13 protein-coding genes are annotated in these 15199 nt (G+C 37.6%); 7 read left to right on the top strand and 6 right to left on the bottom strand.

Annotated features, from left to right (window positions below; translation table 11 throughout):
* Window positions 1-6: 6 nt before the first annotated feature.
* The 5 genes from KO02_RS00610 to KO02_RS00590 all read right to left on the bottom strand — a co-directional run bounded on the left by KO02_RS00610 (window position 7) and on the right by KO02_RS00590 (window position 5153).
* Window positions 7-750: a (Fe-S)-binding protein gene (locus tag KO02_RS00610; RefSeq protein WP_038694936.1), complete on the bottom strand. Its 744-nt coding sequence runs from the start codon at window positions 748-750 to the stop codon at window positions 7-9.
* A 297-nt stretch (window positions 751-1047) separates the two neighbouring features.
* Window positions 1048-1428, bottom strand: coding sequence for a hypothetical protein (locus tag KO02_RS00605; RefSeq protein WP_038694934.1), 381 nt, complete (start codon window positions 1426-1428; stop codon window positions 1048-1050).
* Window positions 1429-2025: 597 nt separating this feature from the next.
* Window positions 2026-3027 (bottom strand): biotin synthase BioB, encoded by a 1002-nt coding sequence (bioB, locus tag KO02_RS00600; RefSeq protein WP_038694932.1) that lies wholly within the window; start codon window positions 3025-3027, stop codon window positions 2026-2028.
* A 207-nt stretch (window positions 3028-3234) separates the two neighbouring features.
* A complete protein-coding gene (locus tag KO02_RS00595; protein WP_038694931.1) occupies window positions 3235-4329 on the bottom strand; it encodes a hypothetical protein in 1095 nt (364 codons plus the stop codon).
* An 11-nt stretch (window positions 4330-4340) separates the two neighbouring features.
* Window positions 4341-5153 carry a sigma factor-like helix-turn-helix DNA-binding protein gene (locus KO02_RS00590; RefSeq protein WP_038694930.1) on the bottom strand — a complete coding sequence of 271 codons (813 nt, stop codon included), beginning with the start codon at window positions 5151-5153 and terminating at the stop codon, window positions 4341-4343.
* Window positions 5154-7321: 2168 nt separating this feature from the next.
* Between KO02_RS00590 and KO02_RS00585 the strand changes: the two genes are divergently transcribed.
* Window positions 7322-7798, top strand: coding sequence for a helix-turn-helix transcriptional regulator (locus KO02_RS00585; protein WP_038694929.1), 477 nt, complete (start codon window positions 7322-7324; stop codon window positions 7796-7798).
* 2 nt (window positions 7799-7800) lie between these two features.
* Here the strand turns inward: KO02_RS00585 and KO02_RS00580 are convergent, their stop codons facing one another.
* Window positions 7801-9372: a Na+/H+ antiporter gene (locus KO02_RS00580; RefSeq protein WP_038694928.1), complete on the bottom strand. Its 1572-nt coding sequence runs from the start codon at window positions 9370-9372 to the stop codon at window positions 7801-7803.
* A 274-nt stretch (window positions 9373-9646) separates the two neighbouring features.
* Between KO02_RS00580 and KO02_RS00575 the strand changes: the two genes are divergently transcribed.
* The 6 genes from KO02_RS00575 to KO02_RS00550 all read left to right on the top strand — a co-directional run bounded on the left by KO02_RS00575 (window position 9647) and on the right by KO02_RS00550 (window position 14964).
* Window positions 9647-11245: a DNA/RNA non-specific endonuclease gene (locus KO02_RS00575; RefSeq protein WP_051959703.1), complete on the top strand. Its 1599-nt coding sequence runs from the start codon at window positions 9647-9649 to the stop codon at window positions 11243-11245.
* A gap of 225 nt (window positions 11246-11470) precedes the next feature.
* Entirely contained in the window at window positions 11471-11947 is a 477-nt protein-coding gene (locus KO02_RS00570; protein ID WP_038694927.1) for a hypothetical protein, read from the top strand.
* A gap of 8 nt (window positions 11948-11955) precedes the next feature.
* The gene (locus tag KO02_RS00565) at window positions 11956-12417 is read left to right on the top strand and encodes a hypothetical protein (protein ID WP_038694926.1); all 462 of its coding nucleotides are present in this window, start codon (window positions 11956-11958) and stop codon (window positions 12415-12417) included.
* 91 nt (window positions 12418-12508) lie between these two features.
* Window positions 12509-13567 (top strand): aminotransferase class I/II-fold pyridoxal phosphate-dependent enzyme, encoded by a 1059-nt coding sequence (locus tag KO02_RS00560; protein ID WP_038694925.1) that lies wholly within the window; start codon window positions 12509-12511, stop codon window positions 13565-13567.
* A gap of 263 nt (window positions 13568-13830) precedes the next feature.
* Window positions 13831-14115 carry an HU family DNA-binding protein gene (locus tag KO02_RS00555; RefSeq protein WP_021189241.1) on the top strand — a complete coding sequence of 95 codons (285 nt, stop codon included), beginning with the start codon at window positions 13831-13833 and terminating at the stop codon, window positions 14113-14115.
* An 18-nt stretch (window positions 14116-14133) separates the two neighbouring features.
* Window positions 14134-14964: a tetratricopeptide repeat protein gene (locus KO02_RS00550; RefSeq protein ID WP_038694922.1), complete on the top strand. Its 831-nt coding sequence runs from the start codon at window positions 14134-14136 to the stop codon at window positions 14962-14964.
* The last annotated feature ends 235 nt before the right edge of the window (window positions 14965-15199 follow it).

The following is a 15199-nucleotide window of genomic DNA, read 5'->3' as shown; positions in this document are numbered from 1 at the left end:
GTTCTTTTAAAAGGGACCATTATTCAATACCTGCGCTATATGTACAAATTGCAGAGGAGCTTTTCCGCGTTTAGCGATGCCTTCTTGGTGCATGAGACAAGACATATCGGGCGAAACGATGCATTCTACTTGATGATTCATATAATCCGCAACCTTGTCTTGTCCCATCTTGACACTTACGGCCTCATCTGTGACGCAGAATGTGCCACCAAAGCCACAGCATTCATCTGGACGGCTAATCTGTTTGATGGTCACCCCTTCTACCATGCTCAGCAACTGTTCCGTTTTATTGAAATAAGGTTCTTGCCATTCTGAGCGGGATTGTATATGTAGACCACGGATAGCACTACAACTATTATGGATGGCCACTGTGTGGTTGTATGTAGCCCAAGGGAATGATTTCACCTTTAAAACATCGGTTAGAAACTCGACCAGTTCATAGGTGCTTTTCCGCACATGCTGTACTTTGTCAGTTTGTGGAATGGCATCAAAGTGCATGCGCACATGCTTGACACAGCTTCCTGCTGGTCCTACGATGTAATCAAAGCTTTCAAAGTTGTCACAGAAAAGTTGTTCCGAAGAAGCAGCATTTTTTTGGTCACCCTCGTTACCCATGGGCTGTCCGCAGCACGTCTGATTTAAGGGTACGACGACCTCCACTCCTAAGCGTTCCAGAAGTTCTAGTGTAGCGACACCCACTTCCGGATAAATGGCGTCGATATAACAAGGGATAAATAATCCTACACGCATATTATTGATTTAGATTGATGCCCTAAGTTTACGAACAAATTTTGAAAATACCGTTCTTAACTATCATGTCCTGATAAATAAAATTACGAAAACTGTTGGGATTTTGAAGAATAGGTATTTGAAAGATGACATATGATCTTTGAATCTAATCGTCCAAATAAAAGCTGACTTCAGGGGTAAGAAAATTTAACAGTCGAAGTTGATGGAGGGTATCGGTGCAGATTAAAAAAAGTTCAAAAGAGCTGTTTTTTTATTCTTTGAAAAACAGCTCTTTTTTTAGCTAATATTTTTAGCACTTTATTTCTTGTGAGCTAAGAGCGCTTTTAGCACGGCGATGGTTTCGTTTTTTGCCTCGATGGTTTCTTTGAGCGCGAGTATCGTTTCTTGCTGTCCCGAGTTATCTGAAATTGTCGTCGTGGTTAATTGAGGAATTTCGTTTGCCGACAAATACAACTGATTACTAGCGCCTATTAGATAGTCCGTATTGATGGAATTGTATGATATTTTCATATCATGAATGTGTTGGATACTCACTTTTTTTCGCTCAGTTTTTAAATCATTGATTCCAGCTTTCGATTCGTTGATTAATTTACCGAGTTCTACATATGTTTTTAATTCGCCTTTTTTCTTTAAATCCTCAAACAGGAGAAAGAAACGTTCGTTGTATGTAATAGACATCTTGTTTGGATTGTTTTTACTATAATTACGTGATAGATGACAAACTCATACTATCGCTCTTTTGTATGTGTGCAAACATACATTTTTAAGTTTATAATAGTATGAAATATTATTACTTATTTTAACTTGTGAGTTCCAATTTAGGTTTTTGACTGTTTTTTATGTCAAAATTATCAGATTTACATATTTTTGAAGCTTCAAATATCGATGGAAACATCCCTTAAACAGCCTTCAAGTTAATTGAAACGTTCTGCTCTTTTATCGTCAGATGATAATGGAGTAGCGCTATTAGGAAGAAGATATGTGCTATTGTTTATAGTTTCTAAAGGCAAATATTTCGCTTGGGATGCGTCTAGCGCTGCTTTAAAAGCATTATTTTGAGATGGTATTTAATAAATAAGAAGGAGAATAAACACCCTCTTATTTATTAAATACACCCTTATTATAGGTGTAAAGCGACCGTAATTACCTCGTATATATAATCTAGATCTACATCGCTTATACAGTAAGGAGGAACGAGATAAATAATATTTCCCAACGGTCTCATTAGTATACCGCCACCCCTTTTAGCTGTGTATAGGGGGTCAATTAACGTTATTATCCTGTTTTAAGGCTTGTGCATGATTTCTCCTTCACTTCTTTTATCATAGGCTTCAAGCCTAGCGTCTGGAACATCTTCATGTCCTCGGATACACTTGGATTGGGGGTGACCAATAGTGTCTCCTGTTCACCCGTAAAGATGGAATTGGCTCCGGCCATAAAGCACCATGCCTGTTCTGTTTCGTTCATTTCTATACGACCTGCGCTTAGTCTCACCATGGCTTTAGGCATCACAATACGGGCTGTTGCAATCATTCTGACCATATCCCAGATCTCGACTTTTGGATTATTTTCAAGTGGCGTTCCTTTTACACGTGCGAGCGCGTTTACAGGAACAGATTCGGGATGCTTCGACATCGTAGCTAAGGTCAAAAGCATCGATATACGGTCCTTATGGGACTCTCCTAATCCAATAATACCGCCAGAACAAACGGTAATTCCAGCTTTTCGCACATGATTGATGGTGTTGATGCGGTTATCAAACGTACGGGTAGAAATAATCTCATCATAATACTGTTCTGAAGTATCTAGATTGTGGTTGTAAGCATATAAGCCAGCCTCTTGGAGCCTAATAGCTTGTTGTTCGCTCAGCATACCTAGTGTACAGCACACTTCCAGACCTAAGTCATTCACACCCTTTACCATATCTATGAGGCGGTCAAAATCGCGGTTATCACGTACTTCTCTCCAGGCTGCCGCCATGCAAAATCGTGTAGAACCGTTATCTTTTGCTTTTTGAGCATGAGCCATAACAGTTTCGGTCGGTAATAGCGCTTGAACAGTGATATCGGTATGGTAGCGTGCAGCTTGCCCACAGTAGGAACAATCTTCGGGGCAGCCCCCAGTTTTGACTGATAACAACGTGCATACTTGAACCGCGTTAGGATCATGATATTCACGATGGATGGTAGCGGCTTGAAATACAAGTTCTAAGAGGGGACTATCATATATGTGTTGAATTTCTTCCTTCGTCCAATTGTTTCGAATTGCTGTCTTCATGTTTTACTATTAGAGTGTCATAATCAAATGCGTCTACCAGATACCCTAGTGGATATCATGGTATGGACACAAAGGTATTGTCCGCATATAAACTCATCATGAGCCAGTTTTAATATTGTATATAGTCCGGCTGCGTACTGCGAATATATTCTCACACTACCCTAAAGTCTAAATACATTTCCACTCTATTGATAATCAGTAGCGTAATTATTCGATAATAACATTGATTCCTGCCATTTTGGCTTTATATTTAATCTTTTCGATGAGACCATAATAGCTCCAGTTCCGAAGTAAGAACTCGTCCTCTTTTGCCATTTCTTCTTTGTTGGATTGATTGACTAATAGGAGCGTGCCTGCTTGAGATTTGATGCAGATATCAATAAGTTTACGGCTGTAGAGGTGAAGCCTACTGTCAACATAATTTTTCTCCTTTTGATTGTAATGATCTAAGCTTTTGAGTTTTCTCTTCCTTCCCTTTCCCCCTTTGTTATAGGAAGATGCCTTTTGGAGGCGGTGCCGTGCTGCTTGTATCGCTATACGACGGTATAGAAATTCTTCTTTGGTACCGATCTGATAATTGTCTTTTTCGATCATTACAGAAATAGGGTGCTCCACGGATAGTGAGGCCTCGGCAATAATATGCTCCTGAAGCATATGTTCTTTTGTAGGGATTTCTAATGCTAAGAGTAAAAATATCTTCCCTTTCACAATTTTGACGGAACTGGCACATACCTTGATTTGACCTACTAATGCACGCTGTAGCAGTACACGCTTATCAGAACGGTCTTTGCCAAGATAGGTGCGAAAAGGAATTTTAAATAAATCAAGTTTAAAATCGCGTCCATGCTCGTCATTACTTAATTTAACAGCTTTTGAAGAGAATGGAATAGGCATATCTTTCTTATAATTGCGAAGAGACCTTGTGCCTTTCCAATATTCCAGACGGTCAGATTGAAAGTTTTTAATCAATGCTGTATTGACTTTGGATAGGATATCGGTTGGAATCAGGCCTTTGAAATAGCTGGAGAGCAAGCGATAAGTCGTATTCATACGAGAGGTGTTCAAGATGCCCTCTTTGTCGGTATCATTGTCCGCTAGTTTTACTTTAACTTCTGTTTGGAGGTAGATAAGATCTTTTAGGTTTTCCTGTACATACTGATGGGTCAATACCAGATTTGCCCCTCGAAAAACAATGTCTTGCCATTCGAACAGCTTTTTAAAATACGCTATCCTTTTTTCCTTATCATCACAATCGATGAAAATTTGGATCTTACGCGTTAGTATAGTCGTATCATTAGCCATAATGCATTGTTTTAAGCGATTTGTTTAGACGGTTTTATCCTGCTATGCGCTTCGATAAAAAGTTTTCTTACAGTCGTAGAGTTTAACTTTAATTCTTGTGCTATCTGATCGAATGACAGTTGCAGCTCATAGCGCATGTGGAATATTTCGGATTGTTCAGGACTCAGTTTTCCTTCCAGTACAACTTTACGAGATCGCGTTATCCTGTCCATCTTATCGGCATTTTTAAAGATCGCCCTTAAGGTATTAATAGTTTTTTCTACTTGTAGACTCACCTCATAATCCGATATACCACCAAGATAATAAGCGATACGTTCATAGTTGAAGCTATATTGTAGGCAGAGTTTAATAAATAGTTGCTGCTCGATGTTTAAAAAAGGAATCAATTTGTTGAGTTTGTCCAACTTTTCCTTTTTTTCATCTTCCAGCTGGTCGAGGTAGATCAAATTCTCCTCTTCTTCCTCTTCCAGTTCATAGCCAGCAAGAAACTCTTGGTAATTATCTACGGCATCCAGTTGAAGGAGACTGCGGTGAAAGCGATTTCTACTTTTGCTAAAGAAAATGTGAATAGCTGACTTGACTTGCGTTTTTAGAAAAAGAAAGATATCATTATCTGAATAAACATTTTCGCGGAATAGCCATAGTCGAAGAAAAGCTTCCTGAGTGATTGATTTCGAGGCGCATGGATCTTGGGTAGCGCGTGTAGCGCGTAGGTAGAAATACGAGAAATAGCGCGTATAGAAAAAAGACAAACCTTTTTCTATTCCCTGATTGAGTAATATCACTTGATTTTTAATACTTTTCTTTACGTAAATGTTGTTCATATTTCGATTTATATAGCGTTGAAAATCAATAACACTTAGAACAGTTTCGGCATCAGGTGTTACAGAGAGCTTAAGCTGCCTAAGTGTGATCTGCTTTATGAATAAACGTATTGGTATTGAGCGTATTTAGCATTTATTTTTTGATGTTTTCAGGATATTTTTGATATAGAGTCCTTTTAATGTTGTGGTTATGCATGATGCAGTCAATTTTTTAACTCAAAATTCAATGTTGTATATGCCATCCAAGCTTTAGGAAATAAGCATGTTCTTTTAAGTGTACTTTGTAGCATTTGCTTAGTACCTATTCTTTTGGAGATAGCTTGTACTTGATCATTGTATATCCCTTTCAACATGTAGCTTTGTTATAAAACTTACGATAATATTTTAAGTCTTGGCAGGTATTTAGCGAGTGGCAAATGCCCTCACCCTACGGCTTTACAAGAAGCCTCGTTATTTATTTATATATTTAATAAGAGTGGAAAAATCTAACCCGCTAACTAGCTAACCTTTTAATAATAAATAGTGCATGATTGTATATACTGTAACTGGAGAGACATGAGCATATCTCGTTAACCCAGCTTATTGATTATACTTGGCCAATAAGCTCATAAGTTATAAATCTCGTTTATTGACTTTTCAAAGGTGTAAATTCCTTTTTGTTCAGTCGCAGATAAGTATTGCGGTAGCAGGAAGGGGCGTGTGCTGTTGCCCCTCCTATCTACCTTGCTCATCAACACCATGAGAAGTTCGCGATGTAGGAGCCAACTTTTGCGTAACACTTTCGAAAAAGGATACGTCTCATGCAGAACCAATTAGTCAAGTTAAGTTCTATGGATGACTTGCTGCAATTATGAACATCGTGTGCCATATAAAGATGGCCTTGAAAAGTATTTAATGAGTGGCTAGTGCCCTCACCCTGCGGCTCTACAAGAAGCCTCCCTGTTTGATATTATGTGCTAATATGTTACTCCTTTAATGTGATAGTCGCTACTGTAAAAAGGTTTATTATCCAGTAAGAACCTAGTTGTATATTACCCTTCATTTGCTCCTCATTTAGCAATTTTCATTATTACTTAGCATTGCCGTATATAAAAACGAAGCTAGAATAATTATAAGCAGCGAAAATTACTAGGTCAATGTAATATGTACGAAGTCCTTTGTTGTATATACTATTTCATATATAAAGGTGACAAATAATGGCCTATTATATGCCACACCATACAGAAGGTATTTAATGAGCAGCAGTTGCGCTCATCCTACGGCTCCACAAGAAGCCTCATTGTCCCATGTGGCGGGAGATTGCTAGACATGGGTGGATTATTTCCATTTTAGATGGAAGCGAAAATAGTGAAGGGTCTTTCGAATAAGCTCGTGTTAAATGCGTGTCCTAGTTTTTTGATCTATTGAACTACAATTTGTACGCGTTCAATTTCAGTTAAAGATGATGGCTGTTTATGGCTAAGAATAAACATAAACATAATTGTGTATCGCTTTAAAATTAGGCGTCTTAAACAAGACCAATATGAGTAGACCCTAATTATGTGTTTGCCGATATACTTTTGACATACATATAACACGGTATTACAGATGATCTTTTTATGAATAAATGTTCCAATTTAGGTCCGCTAATGTATGCGTATGCAAATACTAAAGCGAAGTAAAAATGGATGACGAGAAAATTTAAAGTATTTAGTGAGTGGTATGCCCCTCACCTTACGGCTTCACAAGAAGCCTCGATTTTTATCAATACCAATATGTCAAAGAGCAAATTATTGAGGATGTTATGCTAATGGACCTACATAAATGATCTCAAATAATGCTTAGCAATACAGTCCAGTAATTTTAATTCTCGTGAATCCTCGGCTCTGACGGAATACTCCGGCGGATTATAATTGGTTAATTTAGCCGTAGGATAAAATGGTTATCAAACTAATTGTTATTTATCATAATTTTTTAATCTATGCGTATTCTTGTCCAAGTTGGTTGTTTCAGTAGCTATAGCTCCAATCATGGAGCTATAGACTGATTGCTTAATTCTGGTTTGATCCCTGAAGGACCAGAATGATTAGCCTTGGTCATACAAATATAATAGTTGGAAATCATTCATGCAAATATATTTACACTTTTATTTGTGATTATTTTGCGCAAATAATTATTTTATTTGTTTCGTGTCAAGAATAAATGAAAAGATTATAGTAAAATTAGGCCTAGAGTTGCGTTTGAGTAGGGAAAGCCTCTTGTATTCCCAAAAGGATGTAGCGTATATGACTGGACTTACTATTAATACCATTGCGCGTATTGAAAAGGGAAAAGGTACGACTTTGCATAACTTTTTGTTAATATGCCGTGCGCTGAATTTGCAACCGAGAACATTATTTGAATACGATATCGACCTTACGCCTCTGAATGCGCTTAATCCGGACTCGAAACATCGAATCGAAGTCACACAAAGGTTAGATAAACTGGTGAATAACTCTACTTTTTTTGATACGCCAAGACGGGTTTCGGATGTAATTACGGAACTAAAATCAGATCAAAACGATAGTAATAAGTTCTCTGTTTACCTCACAGGATACTGCCAAGAGGACGTATTGGAGTACGAAAAAGTCGGTAATTATAAACGGTATAAGAAGAAAAGTAAATAAGTCTAGAAAAAGCGTAATTTCTCTTCCTCCAAATCAATTTTATAGAGATGCTTTCGAATGATATCTTCATCAAAATTTTGATCTTCCTTGTTTTTTGCAAGTAACCATTGTCGTTGTTCGTTGAGCAATTCCAGATAAATAAATTTGATATCATGAGGGATTTCTAAGTCTGCATCTGAGGCCATATTTTCATCCCATTTTACGGCAATTTGTTGTAGGACTTTATTCTGTTGGAATTGGGTGCTATAATGCTCATTGAGGTGTTGTATCGTGTGTTTTGCCAATCCTGTTCGAATATGCTGGTTGGCCTCTTCGTCTGGTAGATAAGTTATAAAACTCTTGATTTTCATCTTTTTGATTAAGTAAGGCAAGGTCAGTCCCTGTAAAAGTAGTGTCGTTAATATGACGATAAAGGTGATAAAAAGAATCAAATTGCGCTGCGGAAAAGGATGTCCATTAATAGAAACAGGTATCAGTAAAGCTGCAGCCAAAGACACCACGCCACGCATGCCCGACCAGCCCATGATAAGTGGGGTTTTATAACCTGGATTTTCATATTGCGCAACTTGAATAAAGTTTCGCATGACAAGAGTAACAAGAATGGCGCCATAGGCTGCTAAAATGCGGACTAGGATAAGTACAGCTGTCACCAGTAAACCATAACCAATAGCGACCGAAATACTGACGCCTTCAAGACCTGATGTAATCTCGGGTAAGTCTAGACCTATCAATAGAAAGACAAGACCATTGAGTAAAAATACGAGGCTCTGCCAAACATTGATGCCCCGTAATCGGGAGGAGCTGCTTAAAAATGAATGACGCTTGTTAGAGAGCAGTAGTCCACCGCTGACAACTGCCAATACGCCAGAGCTGTGGACCTCCTCTGCAGCGATATACATCATGAACGGTGCTACCAGCGTTAGGATAATATCCATATTCGTATCTGTTGGAAGGTATTTATGAGCTTTCATAAAGATGTAACCTACCAATAAGCCAATACCAACACCGCCTATGAGCATCCAGCCGAAGCTTGTAGCAGCATCGTACCAGATAAACTGACCCGTACCTACAGCTAGTAAGGCAAATTGAACAATAATAAGAGAGGAAGCATCATTTAACAAGCTCTCTCCTTCTAATATGGAAGACATGCTCTTGGGTACTTTCACAAATTTTAAGATGGCATTTGCACTTACGGCATCAGGAGGTGAAACAATTCCACCTAATAAAAATCCTAAAGCAAGAGAAAATCCAGGAATAAAATAATTGGCAAAAAAAGCCACAGATAACGCAGTTAGAAAGACTACGACAAAAGCGAAACTACTAATGATGCGTCTCCATCGCCATAACTCCTTCCATGAAATAGACCAAGCGGCCTCGTAAAGTAAGGGTGGCAGGAAGATATAGAAAATGATTTCAGGGTCTATATGCAGGACGGGTAATTCGGGGATGAAACTCATCAATAAACCAGCGATAACAAGGACAACCGGATAGGCAACCTTGATCTTGTTTGCCAACATAATCAATAAGACAATGGCAATAACTAAACTGAGATAAAAGGGTAAATTTTCTATCATATTGTTGTTACGATGATTTTTATTAAACAATAGGTATTGATTTTGGTTTGCTGGTGTTTTAAGTGATGAAAATTTTCTTCGTAGTCGATAATTCAGCTTGGGCTGCTGCTGTATAGGTCTTAATCTAGGGTGCTATCTTGCTGTTTTTTGTAAACCGAAGACGTAAGTGTTTGATGTATAAGCGGCTGTGTAACCTTAAAAAAACAGCTTTAAACCGATATTTCTTAACTAATTTTACCCCACATTTTAACACACGACACTATCTTAAATAACTATGCTCAAAAAAATTATTCGCGTTTTCTTTAATCGCTTATCTGCTGTTATCTACGTTTTATTATTTTTATTTTTTGCTTTTAACGCCTGTCGAAAAAATCCATTTATCACGGATGAGGCCGCTGTGCAATTTACCGCTACCATTGTTGCGCATGTTGATGACCGAGCCTCAGGTACGACTTGGGAAGAAGCTGATAAAATTGGCGTGTTTATGTTCGAGTCTGGAAAGAAGCTTCAGTCGAATACCATAGTCAACCAAGTATATAATCAGGTGTTCACCTTCTATGGAGATCGCTTTAAAAGTAAGGCCAATACCTATCTACCTGCACAAGCGGTGGATTTTATAGCTTATTATCCCCATGGCACTATCACAGATGACCAATATGCTGTTGATGTGACCGATCAATCCAATCCTGCTGCATTGGACCTGATGTATGCCAACAACGCGAAGGCTGTGGTTATGGGAGAGACGAATATTTCGTTAAGGTTTGAGCGTCAATTGAGTCAAGTTTACATTAAATTGATGTTTACAAATGGAGAAAAGTCACAGTACGATGAGTTGGAGGTGATGATGCCAAATGTGCATACACAAGGTGGATTTGATTTGGCGAATGGTAAATTGACAGTAAACAGTACAAGTAAAAAAGCAATCAAAGGAAATGTAACGGATAATAATGATGGTACGGTGACGATAGGCTTTACCTTATTGCCTGGTGAAAAGCTGAGTGATAAAAAAATCCAGTTTTTGACACAACATGGTGATCGTTTCACGTGGAAGTTACCTAAAGTACCTGTCTTAGGAAAAGGTAAACGTTACTTTTACGAAGCTCATATCGATAATGGTTCAGCCGGTGATGGTGTTGTGTTGTCGCAGCCCTTTCTGGAGATTCCAAAAATGGAATCATTGAATAAGGGCGAGGTTTTCATCCAACATTTTTTGCCTGATGATCAAAAACGTCGTAATTATGCGATGCTCTATGATAAAACTAAAAAAATGGCCTATTGGGTAGCATATCCGATGCATAAAAGTTATTTGGGAAATGCGAAGCGTACCGATAGCTGGCAATATGATCCCGAAATTTCCTCAGCTTTTCAACCGAGTTTATTTAAAGGCTTTGGTTCTTCAGCGGGTTATGATAGAGGGCATCAATTGCCGAGCGCAGATCGTAATTTCAGTACGGCTCAAAATAAAACCACGTTTTACTTTTCTAATATTACGGCACAGGTCTCTCGGTTAAATCAAGGAATATGGGCAAACTTGGAGACCAAGGTGAGAACTTGGACAGCACAATGCGATACTATGTATGTGGTTACTGGAGCTATGCCCACTACGTCGACCAATCCAGCAATTGATTACATACTGGATAATAATAAGGCCGATATAGCGAAACCTAAATATTACTTTAAGGCATTAGCAATGAAGAAAGGAAGTAACTATTATACCATTGCTTATAAGATGGATAATGAAGTGCCGAGTTCAACCAAATTTGAAGCCTATCAAATGACAGTAAATGAATTGGAGCAAATTACTGGTTTTACCTTCTTCCCTGACTTGAAAGCTACACAGAAAGAAAGTATCGATGCTAAAATCTGGAAATAATAAACCACAAGGGTACTGCTCGTGATATGGAGCTTACCCATGTTCATTCGAATGATTCTCCGATATTGATTCATCTTGTGAAGAGTTTTTTAAGCAAGTGTGGAATGGGGTTATTGACATATTAGGTCAGTAACCCCGTTCTTTTTTACATGCTCAACCAAACGTTTTTAGACATTAATTGTTTTGGAGATAATGATTAATGGTTATAGTTCGTATTTTAGCTAGATGAATATAAAAGGATTTACTTTCATTTTTATAGGGTTGTTGTCTTGCCTGAATTTAGTAGCGCAAAACAATCCTTTACCCGCACATAATAATTGGATATTTGGTCCATCGATAGGATACCAATATCAAAGCGGCAGTTTCCTGAAAGCTTCTGCTTGGGGCTTATTTGCACCGAATGAATCGCAGTATATGAAAATCGATGCTGGAGCTAACTTCACCTGGATGCAAGGAAAGACAACAGTTATTCCTGAGGTCGGATTTACATATTACGTCAATGACTTTATTCTACTTCCTTTTGTGAAAGCTGAATTGACACCCTATACCGTAACGCCAAAGGTTGGCCTTAGTATTTTCTCCCTTATTGATTTTGGCGTAGGTTATGGATTTGATATCAATACCAAGAATAATTTTAAGCAGATCAAGGGTGTTAATCTTTCTTTAGGTGTCAATATTCCATTAAACTATCATCTATATTAGTTTTTAATATGAAGAGTTTTATAGTTAATACACTGTTTTTGATTTCATTTATCAGTATCTCTAATCCAACAAAAGCACAGGAAATTTTGTATGGCCCTACGGTAAGCTATCAATACCAAAAAGGAAGTAGCATAAAAACAGGTGGATATCTTGCAGTTGCTATTTTAGGCGAAAATATTTTGAAAACAGATGTTACCGCAAATTTCACATGGACACAGAAAAAATTTGCCGTCATTCCGGAATTGGCACTCTCATTTTATCCCGAATCATGGGTAATAGCGCCATTTGTGAGAACCGAAATTACCCCCTATACGTTTACTCCTAAAGTGGGTGTTACCTTGGTGACACTGGTAGACCTCGATTTTGGATATGGCTTTTCAATTGCTGATAAACAAGATTACCTGCCATTAAAGGGCTTTTCAGCTGCTCTACGATTTAATATTCCGCTCAACTATAAACTCAACCTTTAATGAAAATCTCTGCTCTTGAGTTGCAGTAAGAGCAATATGTTTTGAATAGCAAATAGTAATAACCGTTTAATTTTATGGTGAGATTTAAATAATGAAAGACTTTACGAACCTGCACCAACCAACTGGTCGGGTGATTACTGAAAGCGGCCAAGACTACCTTTTCTTTGGTGGTACAGCCTACCTAGGGCTGTTGGTCAATGAAGACTATATCGATTTATATAAACAGGGATTGTCGATATATGGACTGAATAATGGAACTTCTCGAAATAACAATATTCAGCTAGGTATTTTTAATCAAGCAGAAGAAGTGGCGGCTATGCGATTTGGTTTTGAGGATGCGGTGATGTTGTCTAGCGGCTATCTTGCTACACAATTAGCGGTGAAATCTCTTTTTTCTTTTGGAGAACTTCTATATGCTCCTCATACACATCCTGCTTTGTGGTATGGCACCAATCCGAATGTAATCGGAGAAATGCATGTATGGATGGAAAACATCGTTAAAAAAATCAATCACTCAGATGAAGACACATTCGTTATCGTGAGCAATGCATTGGATAATATGGGGCCTGCGTATTATGATTTTAGCCCCTTACTGCAGGTTGATCCAAGGAAAAAGGTGATTTTGTTAATCGATGATTCACATGAGATCGGTGTGGTTCGTCAGAATAATGTTTCTATTGATTTGTCCATATTTGACCAATCTACCATTGAGGTTGTCGTCGTGGCATCCTTGGCCAAAGGTTTGGGAACGGATGCAGGTATAATTTTGTCTTCAACAAAACGGATCACGCAATTTCGAAAATCACCATTTTACACGGGTGCCTCCCCTGCTTCTCCGGCGTCTTTATATGCGTTTATTCATTCACAAGAAATTTATTTAGCCGCGTTCGAAAAGCTTCAGAACAATATTCAACTTTTCGCAAGTTTGGGGGGTAAGAGCTTGAATCATATCCATCATTTTCCAGTTTTTAGTTCTGAAGAACCAGAATTGTACCAGAAATTGGTGCAAAGTGGCTTTCTAATTTCAAGTTTTCCCTATCCATTGGAAACCGACCCACTTTTGAATAGAATTGTCGTAACAAGCCTGCACGTTGATGACGATTTAAAAAAAATAGCAGGTATAATAAGTGCCGAAATAGTTAAGTCATAGTCTTATCATTTGTTTCACGTGGAATGATAAAAATGAAATTAAAGGTTTGATATTCAGTAATAAAGTGTATTTTTGTGCTTCTTTGAAAAATGGATTTAGCCCTATATTTCGGCTAAGCGGTTGTAAATGATCTCCTTTGGAATAAATTTAAAATAAAAAAAATGGTAAAATTATTTCCAAACGTCATTTTAAAGAGATACTTTTGCAACCCCAAAGTATATTTGGTTAAAGGTTGAGAAATAAATAATTACAGTAAAATTGATATGACTAAAGCAGAAATTATTGCAGAAATCTCTAACAAAACTGGCTTAGAGAAGGTAGATGTTCAAGAGACCGTAGAGGCGTTCTTCAAAGTTGTTAAAAACGCAATGGTGGGTGGAGAAAATGTATACGTGAGAGGTTTTGGTAGCTTTGTTGTTAAAAAAAGAGCTGAAAAAACTGCTAGAAACATTTCTAAAAACACAGCGATTATCATTCCTGAACATTTCGTTCCAAGCTTCAAACCAGCAAAAGTATTTGTTGAGAAAGTAAAAAACGGCAATAAGTAATCTTAAAAACAGATTAAAATGGCAAAAACCAAACAAATTATAGTAGTAGGCGTGGCTGTAGCATTAGTTGCAGTTTTATTGGCACAACCTATTAAGGGTTTGGTGAACGACAAGGAAGAAACGAGTGAAACAGAGCAATCTTCTTCTGAAATTAATTTGGAAAACGTATCGTTAATGACAAAACAGGGATTAGATGCAAATTTAATCAAAGATATTTCCGATATTGAGACCCAAATTACAAAGTCATCTGGAGAAGAAAAGATTTCTTTACTTCAAAAGTTGGCGGGTAAGTGGGATGATTTAGCAAAACCTATTCCTCAAGGATTCATTTATGAAGAAATGGCTAAAATTTCTCCAAAATATGAGTACTGGTTGAAAGCAGGAGAGTTTTATCGTACTGCCTACACAAACTTACAAGACTCTACTTTAGCAAACGTTTTAACTCAAAATGCAATTCGTTCTTACGAAGCAGCTTTGAAATTAAATGCTGCTAGTTTAGAAGCGAAAACAGGATTAGGAGCTGCAATGGTATCGGGTACAAATAACCCAATGGCAGGGATTGCTTTACTTCGTGAAGTGGTTCAAGCAGATCCAAAAAATGTAGAAGCAAACAAAACTTTGGGATTGTTTTCGTTACAATCTCGCCAGTTTGATAAAGCGATTGAACGTTTCAAAACAGTTATTGAATTGAAACCAGATGCGGAATCTTACTTTTATTTAGCCACAGGCTATGAAAATATCGGGATGAAAAGTGACGCGGTTGCTGCTTTCAAACAAAGTAAGCAATTGGCTGCTGACCCTTCCCTTTCACAATTTATCGATCGCAAGATCGAAGAATTGAGTAAGTAATTAATTTAGTTTATAATCATTTAAAAAAAATTAGCTATGCCAAGCGGAAAAAAAAGAAAAAGACACAAAATGGCTACTCACAAACGTAAAAAACGTTTAAGAAAAAATAGACACAAGAAAAAATAGTCTTTCTTGTATAAGGCTCCAGTAGATTATTGCTGTATGAAAATGACACAATAATTGTATTGAAGTTTGATAATCTACACGTAATTTATTGCGTGTAGATTGTTTTTTT

This window comes from Sphingobacterium sp. ML3W, from assembly GCF_000747525.1.
In the GTDB taxonomy this organism is placed as follows: Bacteria; Bacteroidota; Bacteroidia; order Sphingobacteriales; family Sphingobacteriaceae; genus Sphingobacterium.
Note: the sequence above shows the minus strand (reverse complement) of the source record. Positions and strands in the feature narration are given on the sequence as shown.

What these genes read in the sequence shown, in the direction of transcription:
- KO02_RS00610 (WP_038694936.1), bottom strand. Translation starts at nt 750, where the DNA reads ATGCGTGTAGGATTATTTATCCCTTGTTATATCGACGCCATTTATCCG.
- KO02_RS00605 (WP_038694934.1), bottom strand. Translation starts at nt 1,428, where the DNA reads ATGTCTATTACATACAACGAACGTTTCTTTCTCCTGTTTGAGGATTTA.
- bioB (WP_038694932.1), bottom strand. Translation starts at nt 3,027, where the DNA reads ATGAAGACAGCAATTCGAAACAATTGGACGAAGGAAGAAATTCAACAC.
- KO02_RS00595 (WP_038694931.1), bottom strand. Translation starts at nt 4,329, where the DNA reads ATGGCTAATGATACGACTATACTAACGCGTAAGATCCAAATTTTCATC.
- KO02_RS00590 (WP_038694930.1), bottom strand. Translation starts at nt 5,153, where the DNA reads ATGAACAACATTTACGTAAAGAAAAGTATTAAAAATCAAGTGATATTA.
- KO02_RS00580 (WP_038694928.1), bottom strand. Translation starts at nt 9,372, where the DNA reads ATGATAGAAAATTTACCCTTTTATCTCAGTTTAGTTATTGCCATTGTC.
- KO02_RS00575 (WP_051959703.1), top strand. Translation starts at nt 9,647, where the DNA reads ATGCTCAAAAAAATTATTCGCGTTTTCTTTAATCGCTTATCTGCTGTT.
- KO02_RS00570 (WP_038694927.1), top strand. Translation starts at nt 11,471, where the DNA reads ATGAATATAAAAGGATTTACTTTCATTTTTATAGGGTTGTTGTCTTGC.
- KO02_RS00565 (WP_038694926.1), top strand. Translation starts at nt 11,956, where the DNA reads ATGAAGAGTTTTATAGTTAATACACTGTTTTTGATTTCATTTATCAGT.
- KO02_RS00560 (WP_038694925.1), top strand. Translation starts at nt 12,509, where the DNA reads ATGAAAGACTTTACGAACCTGCACCAACCAACTGGTCGGGTGATTACT.
- KO02_RS00555 (WP_021189241.1), top strand. Translation starts at nt 13,831, where the DNA reads ATGACTAAAGCAGAAATTATTGCAGAAATCTCTAACAAAACTGGCTTA.
- KO02_RS00550 (WP_038694922.1), top strand. Translation starts at nt 14,134, where the DNA reads ATGGCAAAAACCAAACAAATTATAGTAGTAGGCGTGGCTGTAGCATTA.